The 8,577-nt window shown below is 69.8% G+C and carries 9 protein-coding genes; 8 read left to right on the top strand and 1 reads right to left on the bottom strand.

The annotated features are described in order from the left end of the window. From ACFYZ4_RS39360 to ACFYZ4_RS39325, 8 genes are all read left to right on the top strand, one after another. On the top strand, positions 1 to 64 hold a 64-nt coding region (locus ACFYZ4_RS39360; protein ID WP_390786277.1), incomplete at its 5' end, for a DUF6221 family protein. A 185-nt stretch (positions 65 to 249) separates the two neighbouring features. Then, positions 250 to 663: a hypothetical protein gene (locus tag ACFYZ4_RS39355; RefSeq protein ID WP_390786272.1), complete on the top strand. Its 414-nt coding sequence runs from the start codon at positions 250 to 252 to the stop codon at positions 661 to 663. 689 nt (positions 664 to 1,352) lie between these two features. Beyond that, entirely contained in the window at positions 1,353 to 2,978 is a 1,626-nt protein-coding gene (locus tag ACFYZ4_RS39350; RefSeq protein WP_390786271.1) for an alpha/beta hydrolase, read from the top strand. A 167-nt stretch (positions 2,979 to 3,145) separates the two neighbouring features. After that, a complete protein-coding gene (locus ACFYZ4_RS39345) occupies positions 3,146 to 3,796 on the top strand; it encodes a hypothetical protein (protein WP_390786270.1) in 651 nt (216 codons plus the stop codon). A 262-nt stretch (positions 3,797 to 4,058) separates the two neighbouring features. Continuing rightward, on the top strand, positions 4,059 to 4,286 hold the full coding sequence (locus tag ACFYZ4_RS39340; protein ID WP_390786269.1) for a hypothetical protein: 228 nt from the start codon (positions 4,059 to 4,061) through the stop codon (positions 4,284 to 4,286). Positions 4,287 to 4,857: 571 nt separating this feature from the next. Next, the gene (locus ACFYZ4_RS39335; protein ID WP_351295960.1) at positions 4,858 to 5,304 is read left to right on the top strand and encodes an SRPBCC domain-containing protein; all 447 of its coding nucleotides are present in this window, start codon (positions 4,858 to 4,860) and stop codon (positions 5,302 to 5,304) included. Next, positions 5,301 to 5,648: an ArsR/SmtB family transcription factor gene (locus ACFYZ4_RS39330; RefSeq protein ID WP_390786268.1), complete on the top strand. Its 348-nt coding sequence runs from the start codon at positions 5,301 to 5,303 to the stop codon at positions 5,646 to 5,648. The genes ACFYZ4_RS39335 and ACFYZ4_RS39330 overlap by 4 nt, the downstream gene beginning before the upstream one ends. A 224-nt stretch (positions 5,649 to 5,872) precedes the next feature. Next, positions 5,873 to 6,793 (top strand): hypothetical protein, encoded by a 921-nt coding sequence (locus ACFYZ4_RS39325; RefSeq protein ID WP_390786267.1) that lies wholly within the window; start codon positions 5,873 to 5,875, stop codon positions 6,791 to 6,793. A 158-nt stretch (positions 6,794 to 6,951) separates the two neighbouring features. On the opposite strand, the gene ACFYZ4_RS39320 is transcribed toward ACFYZ4_RS39325, so the two are convergent. Next, positions 6,952 to 8,490, bottom strand: coding sequence for an MFS transporter (locus tag ACFYZ4_RS39320; protein WP_390786266.1), 1,539 nt, complete (start codon positions 8,488 to 8,490; stop codon positions 6,952 to 6,954). Between the last annotated feature and the right edge of the window lie 87 nt (positions 8,491 to 8,577).

The raw sequence follows: 8,577 nt of genomic DNA, 5'->3' as shown, positions 1-8,577 counted from the left end.
TGTCCTCCTGCTCGCATCCGTGTACGCCGATCACGCCGACTACCGCGAAGAGTGGCGCCCCTAACCGTCATAGGCGATTACGGGACAGTCCTTAGCTGAACGAACTGCGGAGTGACTCGCCGTACCTGCCTTTGAAGGAGCGTCACAAGATCCCCGACAGAGCCCGTAATTCCCCAGGTTCGGGTCTGTAGGGGGTGGGATCGGGAGGGGTTACTCTGGCGCCTGCAGTGGCTGGGTTGGGGGATGAGTGTGAGTTTCGACCTTGCGGTTCTCGCCATGGACGCATCGGCTGATGCTGTGGCTGCGCGTGGGATGTTCGAGCGATGCAGTTCTGGAAGTCACCCCGAGGGTGAGCTCGACGAGCGAGTGGTCGCGTTCTATGAGCGGTTGCGCTCGCACTTCCCGGACCACTCGCCCTGTGCCGAAGACTCGCCGTGGATGTCGACGCCGCTGGCGGTCGGCATCGACCACGTGATCATGCATCTCAGCTCTTCGTCCAGGAGCGACCCTGCCCTCCGGGCGATTGAGGAGTTCGCTGCGGAGTTCCGGCTGGTGGTCTGGGATCCGCAGTCGCAGGATGCCCATCTGCCCCCAGCCCGGGCCGCGGGCCAGGACTTGCCGTCCATGTCGGTGGGGTTCCTGGGCCGCTTGTTCGGGCGGTAGCCGGGCCCGTTCATGATCACCTGGCGGCTGGTGTTGATGAGCCGGTCCAGGAGGGACTCGGCGACGACGGAGTTGGGGAAGAGGGGACCAGTCGCTTGGCGCCCTGCACGTCAACAACTCCCCTTCCGTCGCAGACACCCCACCGCGCAGGGAGTAAGTCCGCCCAGTCACCACTTGAAAGGCGGCTTGCCACCTGCAGCAACGGCAAATCGTCGCCGGCTCACGTTCCTCCCTTGCTTCGCCCTATGCATCCCCGCAAGCCCACCACCCGGCTTCCCCCCATGGTTCCCCCATCGCGCCACCGGAGAACGACCTGGCCCAGGCCGTGCCGTCATCTTCAGATCTTCCGGAGGTTCGACGGCAGGTCTGGGCCTCCACCCCCACAACGGGGTGCCGGCCCCTCGCTGCATCACTGAACAGAGCCGCGAGGCACGTGGACCGGCGGCCCCAGGGCGAGATTCCGGGACCGGACCGGACCGGTGCCGTGGTCAGGCCGCCTGCTCGGTCTGCTCCAGCGCAGGGTCCGTGAGCCGCGGATCTTGGGGATGAGTCTCGGCCACGTGTCCGGATTTCAGGTGATACGCGCGGGGGACGGAAGATCATTCCTGGGAGGGATCCGGTCCGACCCGCTCGTCCAACACAGTCGAGGCGCAAGCGTTTTCACCCGACGAAGGAACGGGACCACTCGCATGAAACGTCTCGCACGGCTGCTCGCCACCTCCGGACTCCTCGCCGCCGCCCTTCCCGGGCTGGCGACGGCATCGGCCTCCGCCGCCCCGACCCCCGCGTACCTGCGACAGACGCCGGCCTGGCACCGCTGCAGCCCCGATCGGCCGGCGGCGTACGAGTGCGCCACCCTCAAGGTGCCGCTCGACTACCAGCGTCCGGAAGGGCGCACCCTGGACCTCGCCATATCCCGGATGAAGAGCGAGAACCCCGCCAAGCGGCGTGGCGTCCTCCTCCTCAACCCCGGCGGCCCCGGGACCTCGGGTCTCTACCGGCCGATACGGACGCATGCCGAGATGCCCAAGGACGTACGCGACCTCTACGACCTTGTCGGCTTCGACCCGCGCGGCCTCGGCGAGAGCAGCCCGATCAGCTGTGGTGATCTGAGCGAAGCGGAGGTGGGCGCCGGCGGGGCGTACCGGCCCGAGACCTTCGCCTCGGACGTGTCCTGGGCCCGCGGAATCGCCGACAAGTGCCGTGAGAAGTCCGGCGATGTGATCCCGTACATCACCACCCGCAACACGGCGCGCGACATGGACGTCATCCGCGCCGCACTGGGAGAGCGGACGGTCTCGTACCTGGGCTACTCGTACGGGACGTACCTCGGCGCGGTGTACTCCCAGATGTTCCCTGCGCGCACCGACCGGTTCGTCCTGGACAGCGGCGTGGACCCGGGGCGCGTCTGGCGCGGCATGATCCAGGCGTCGGGGACCGGAGCCGAGCCCGCCTTCGAGCGGTGGACGCGGTGGGCGGCGGAGCGCTCGGACACTTATGGGCTCGGCGCCACACCCGAGGCGGTCTCGGCCACCTTCTGGGCGCTGGTGGCGCGGGCCGACCGGGACCCGGTCATCCACTACGGGGAGAAAATGACGGGTGACGACATCAGGGCCGACCCGTGGCTCTTCTTCGATCCCCACGCCGCCTCGGTCGTCGTCAAGTCCATCAGGGCATCGGCCGACAAGGCGCCCCAGCCGCCGGGTGGCACCGCACTGGGTGGCACCGCTCCGGGCGCGAGCGGGAAGGGCGCCGACAGGAAGGGGCCCGGCGCACAGCCACCGCTCGGCGGCATCCGGGCCGCCAGCCCGGGCGTCGACGCGAGAGGGGCATCGGAAGGTCCGGACGCCATTCCCGCCGGCAACGCCACCGCCGTGTACTGGGCCGTGGTGTGCGGGGACACGGACAACTGGCCCCGCGATCCGCAGCAGTACGCGCGGGACGCGGCGCGGGACAAGGTGAAGCACCCGCTGTACGGCGACTTCGCGTCGAACATCAAACCGTGCGCCTTCTGGCAGCGGACGCTGGAGCCCGCCACACCCATGAAGACCCGAGCCGATGTTCTGACCGTGCAGAACGAGTGGGATCCGATGACCCCGCTCGGCACCGGCCAGGCGCTGCACCAGGCGCTCAAGGGGTCGCGGATGGTGCTGGCGCTGGGGGGTGAGGGGCATGGCGTGTATCTCTCCACCCCCACGGCCTGCGCCAACACACCCGTCAACGCGTACCTGTCGACGGGACGGCTGCCCGCGAAGGACGTGACCTGCCACAACCCGCCACCCACCCCGGATCCGGAGGGCGCCGGAGCCCGCTGACGACCGGGCCAGGGCACCGAGCAGTTCGCCATCGAGGAGACTGCAACGGAAGTGTGGTCTCCCGGTCCATGGCCGGGGAGACCGCGCGTGTTCCGATCGGCGGTGCACCCCCTAGGCTGGGCCGCCGGTCGACCCCAGGCGCGGGGTCCCAGGGGGCGAGGAACAGGATGTCCATAGAACGTCACATAGCGGGGCTGCTCCAGCAGATCGCCCGTCAGCAGGACATCGTCGAGATCGCCCCCCAGGGCACCACGGCGAAGGCGGCCGCCCTGGCACACGTGGCGGAGCAGTACGGCTACACGTACGGCACGGCGTACAGGACCGGGTTCAAGAACTCGCTCGTCCAGGTCCGGATGTACCGGGACCCGCGGCCCGACGCGCGCGTCCGCGAGGCGGCCACCATCACCGCCCATCCGCAGGCGGGCAACGGCGGGACAGTGCCCGGGCTGGAGCAGGGCTCGCTGACACCGGTCCCCGAAGCGGTCGGTGCCGCGGCCGTGCTGAAGGACCTCATCACCTTCGACGTCATGGCCCTGTACATCGCCAACCGGAGCCAGAAGGTGAAGGGCTACCTCGCCTGCGCGGTCGTGACCGTCCTCCTGCTCTTCGACAAGTCGCCGGTTGAAGCGGTCATCTCCGGCGGGGCGGTCGCGCTGCTCTTCACCGTGGCGTTCCAGGTGGGCGCGATCCGCCGCAGGAAGATCGCACAGCGGCTGACGGCCGCCGGGTTCCACGCAGTGCGCGACGAACAGGGCAGCCAGCGGTTCCTACGCCCCGGGCACCAGCTGCCCGGCCACGCCAACCCGTTCGCCGCCTGAGTCCCTGACCTGCGGCGCAGGCACGACGGTCCTGGACGGCGCCGTAGTCCGCGCCGCCAACCGGGCCGAGGGCAACGCCGATCGGCTGCACCCCCGCCGCCCTCGGCCTTGAGACTGGTAGGCCCGCATGTTGAGGTGTCGCGTGTTCCAGCTTGGACGGCTCTCGTTGGTCACTCTGGGTGGCGAGGCCAGTGTCTGTGGTCCGTCCTCGGACAGATAGATTCACCGTGGTGTGTTCGAGCCACCTCTGGAGGGGTCACCGGTGGACATTGTCGCGATCATGGAGGCGCTGGCCGAACAGGGCATAACCGTGCTGCTCAAGGCTGATGCCGAGCAGATGGCAGAGAGGCGGAAGCCCTGGACGTTCGTGGCCGGTGGCGCCCCGTTGCGTGACGACATCCTCGTGCGTACCGATGCTGCATCGGTGGCGCAGTGCCTCGAAGCCTGCCTGCCCCGCCTGCGCGAACTGGGCTTCACGATTCCCGAGTGACGAGGCGCACCGGCTGGAGGGGCGCGACAACTCATCGTGTGTGGTCACCGGGGATGTATCGGCTCCAGGTTCCGCCGGCCTCGGTGACCAGGCGGGTGGCGGTCGTGTCGTGGTAGCCGAGTGATGAAGGCCGACGCCGGCCCTTGCATGGCCCGCCTCGCGAGCGAGAGCTGCAACATCACCAGCCACGCCCCCCCCCTGCCCCTCGGCGGCGGGTCCCTCAGCGCACCGGCCGCGCCTGTCGTCACGCACGGGCGTCGGGGACGACGTCCAGGTGGCCGGTGTTCGCGTCGAACCTGCCCACCCGGACGCGCCCGGCGAGGTCGGGCGCGGCCGAGGCTCCCGCTGGGCGATTGCGGAGCAGGGCGCCATCGCACCGACCGGCGGGCGGCGATCATCACCCGCCCTCCGCCCCGGGAGGGTCCGAGTCGGGCCGCACCGAGGACGATTCTGCGTAGGCGGCGGGGTGCTCGCCGATGTGACAATCAGGCGCAACCTCTGGGTTGCACCTGAAAGGCTGACGTGCAACCCTGGAGTTGCATCATTGGATCGCGGATGAAGGAGTTCCGTCATGAGCGAAGACCGGATCGAACGCGAAACCCTGATCGACGCACCCGTGGACCGGGTCTGGCCACTGGTGGCGGAGCCCGGCTTCTGGGTCGCCGACCCGGCGAGCGCGTCCGGGACCCTGGCGCGGGAGGGAGAGTCCCTCGTGGCGCGGAACGCCGAGTACGGCGACTTCCCGGTGCGCGTGGAGAAGGTCGAGCCCCAGACCTACCTGGCGTACCGCTGGGCCAGCGCGTTCCCGGGAGAGGAACTGCGCGAGGACAACAGCACCCTCGTGGAGTTCACGCTGACCGCGGAAGGCGACAAGACGAGGCTCCGCGTCATCGAGAGCGGATTCGCGGCCCTGGCCGGGCCCGAGGACCTGCGCGCCAAGGCCGTGAAGGACAACACCGGAGGCTGGCCCCAGGTGCTCGACGCCCTCAAGAAGCGCACCGAGCAGTCCTCCGCGTGACGGACGAAGACCGCGGCGAGGCGGAGGCCGTCGACGGCGTCCTCGCCGCCCTGGCCGATCCCACGCGACGGCGACTGCTCGATCTGCTCGCGACGCAGGGCGAGGCCTCCGCGACGGCGCTCGCGGACCGGCTCCCCGTCTCGCGCCAAGCCGTGGTCAAGCACCTCGCCGTGCTGGACGCCGCCGGCCTGGTGTCGGGCAGCCGGGTCGGACGCGAGGTGCGGTACGCGGTACGCCCCGCGGCGCTGGACGCGACGGCCCGCTGGATGGCCGCGCTCGCCACCGACTGGGACAGGCGCCTTGCCCGCATCAAGCGCATCGCCGAGTCGACGGACGGCCCCTGAGGCCTGCGTGTCGGGGCGGCCGGGCCGGCAGTCGCCGGGACGGCGCCTCCGTGCGGGCGTCGATGTGTCCGGGCTCGTGAACGCCCGGCCGCGCGATGGAAGACGCCCCCGCACCATTTCGCCGAGGACCGGCCAGAAGCATCACCATCCGTACGACACCTGCTGACCCACCTCACAAAGCGCTCGCCGCCGGGGGCCGGTTTTGGCGCGGAACAGCGACCACGATGCCTCAGGCCGCCCTGGCCCTCACCGAAGACCGCCGCCGCAGCACCGGCGAGTCCCACCAAGCCCTGCACGCGCTTCTCAGCGACGACGACCGGGCGCTCGCCATTCCCGCAGCACGCCACCCGGAACAGGCACAACTGGAGGCTGCGGTCTTCCTCGCCTGCTGCAAGATCGGCGGACTCTCCGAACACCCCCTGGGCATCGTCCAGGTACATCCGGAGGAGGAGCAGCTCACCCTCAGGCTCCTCGACGAGCCGTACGTCGTCCACCACTGGGCCGAGTTCCTCCTCCCCCGCCTGACAGGCGAGGAGAGCAACCACCCCCAGGACTGCGTCGCGGGAGTGGCCGGCCTCCGCTGCCGCCGCGAGAGCGGCGGCATCAGTCTCCACCGCCCCGGCACGCCAGCCCGGATTCTGCTGACCGGCTTCAACCCGCGCTGGTGGGAGCGGATCGCAGAGCGGCTCAACACCAACTACGGCCTGCTCCAGAGCGAGCCGGACTGGACACCAACGGAACGGGCCGCGTACACCGCAGCCGTGAACTCCCCCTTCGAACCGCCGTCGCTCTTCTCTCCCCTGCTGCGACGCATCCGGGCGACAGCCGGCCCCGGCCCGTTCAACGGCACCGACGCCTGGCACTCGGTCGGCGGCTCCTTCCGGCTGGAGACCACCGACGGACCGTCGTGCCCCGAACTCACCCGCCTCCTCGGAGACGGCCCCACCGGGTTGGGCTGGAAAATCGATCACAAGAGCTGCACCTGCCTGTGCGACCACACCCACTCCGGCATGGGCTGCGCCATCGACATCCTCGAACCCACCACGGGTCAGTTCGTGTACTACTCCAACCTCAAATGGGGCCGCACCCACAGCGACCGCCACCGCCAGACCATCACCGAGCTGAACCGGCTGGCCTTCGCCTGACACGCCGGCACCTGGGACGACAACCACATCAGCCTGTAGGCCGTGGGTTCACGTGGCTGTTGGAGGCGGCCACTCGAGAGCCGCCTCCTGGTCTCTGCCCGGCCGGCCCACGTCGGTGCTGGGGAGACCGCTTCCGTGGGCGCTCTCCCAGCTGTGATTCACACGGCGAGGCGCTGCTTTGCGTCGGAGGCGGTGGCGGGCTCGGCGGCGACGCCGTGCTGCTCGTCGTCGGGTCGGCTCTTCTTGGGCAGCAGGAAGGTGACCGCGAGGAAGGCCACCAGCAGGCATGCCTGGACGATCAGCGCGCGGTGGAAACCGCCGGTGAAGTCACCGGTCTTGGCCTGGGCGAAGAACACCGAACCGAAGACCGCGACGCCGATGGAACCGCCGACCGCCTGAACCGCCGACAGGACACCGGAGGCGGAACCGATCTCGTCGTCGTCGACCGCGGCCAGGATGAAGCTGAACAGGGCGGCGATCACCATGCCGGCGCCGGCGCCCGCCACCGTCACCGTCACGCCGGGAACGATGTCCCAGATCGAGAACGAGGCGGCATCGAGGCCGTCGAGCTCGAACCACAGCACGGCCGCGCCGGCCAGCTGGACCAGCGGTCCGATCTGCAGCACCTTGCGGCCGATCCTGTCCGCGAGGAACGCGCCGCTGACCGCGCCGCCGAGCGCGGTTCCCACCGCGAGGGGCAGGTTGCCCAGTCCCGCCTCGCCGGCGGTGAAGTGCCGGCCGATCTGGAGGAACAGGGTCAGTACGAGCTGGGTGCCGATGAGGCCGCCGAAGAACAAGGCGATGCCGCCGAGCCCGACGGTGAAGGCCGGCTTGCGCAGCAGGCTTGGGGTCACCAGCGGCTCGCGGCCCGCGGCGGCCGTGCGGCGCTGCTGGAGGGCGAAGAGGGCGAAACCGATCACCGAGGCGGTCATGGACAGCCACGTCCACAGCGGCCAGCCCTCCTCCTGCCCCTGGTTCAGCGGCAGCACCAGCAGGGCGCAGGAGATCACGACCAGGGCGGCGCCGGTCATGTCGACCCGTACCGTGCGGTCGCCCGCCTTCTCGGGCACGAACTTCGCGGCGACGATCAGTGCCGCGATGCCGATCGGCAGGTTGATCAGGAATACCGACCGCCAGCCCAGGCCGAAGAAGTCCCCCTCGATGAGGAACCCGCCCAGGACCGGGCCGATGATGCCGCCCAGGCCGAGGACGGGTCCGAAGATCGCGAAGACCTTGGTGAGCTCGGGGCCGGAGAAGTTCTCCCGCAGCAGACCCAGGCCCTGGGGCAGCAGCATCGCTCCCGCGGTGCCCTGCAGCAGGCGGAAGGCGATCAGCGACTCGATGTTCGGCGCGACCGCGCACAGCAGCGAGGCCGCGGTGAAGGCCGCGAGTCCCACCAGGAACATCCGGCGCCGGCCGTAGCGGTCGCCGAGCCGGCCGCCGAGCACCAGACCGGCGCCCAGGGTGAGGGCGTATCCGCCGATCACCCACTGCAGTCCGACGGAACCGGCACCGAGGGACTTCTCCAGGTCCGGGCCGGCGACGTTGACGATCGATGCGTCCAGGAGATCCATGATCTCCGCGACGATCATCACCGCCAGGATCAGCCACCGCCACCGGTAGGGCTCATGGGGCTGATAGGGCTCGGTCGTCTCGTCAGGAGTGGGGAACAGGTCGCGCACGGCAGATACCTCCATGGTGAAGTAATTCCACGGTGAAGGTAAAGTGGTGAAGGTAGGTTGTCAAAGCGGGCCGCCCACCTGGAGGCCCTGCAGGAGAGAAGA

The sequence above is a fragment of the Streptomyces sp. NPDC001513 genome, from assembly GCF_042894695.1.
Classification (GTDB): domain Bacteria; phylum Actinomycetota; class Actinomycetes; order Streptomycetales; family Streptomycetaceae; genus Streptomyces.
This window is presented reverse-complemented; position numbering and strand designations above follow the sequence as displayed.

Excerpts from the sequence above, each read along its gene's own strand:
- ACFYZ4_RS39350 (WP_390786271.1), top strand. The coding sequence starts at position 1,353 with ATGAAACGTCTCGCACGGCTGCTCGCCACCTCCGGACTCCTCGCCGCC.
- ACFYZ4_RS39345 (WP_390786270.1), top strand. The coding sequence starts at position 3,146 with ATGTCCATAGAACGTCACATAGCGGGGCTGCTCCAGCAGATCGCCCGT.
- ACFYZ4_RS39335 (WP_351295960.1), top strand. The coding sequence starts at position 4,858 with ATGAGCGAAGACCGGATCGAACGCGAAACCCTGATCGACGCACCCGTG.
- ACFYZ4_RS39325 (WP_390786267.1), top strand. The coding sequence starts at position 5,873 with ATGCCTCAGGCCGCCCTGGCCCTCACCGAAGACCGCCGCCGCAGCACC.
- ACFYZ4_RS39320 (WP_390786266.1), bottom strand. The coding sequence starts at position 8,490 with ATGGAGGTATCTGCCGTGCGCGACCTGTTCCCCACTCCTGACGAGACG.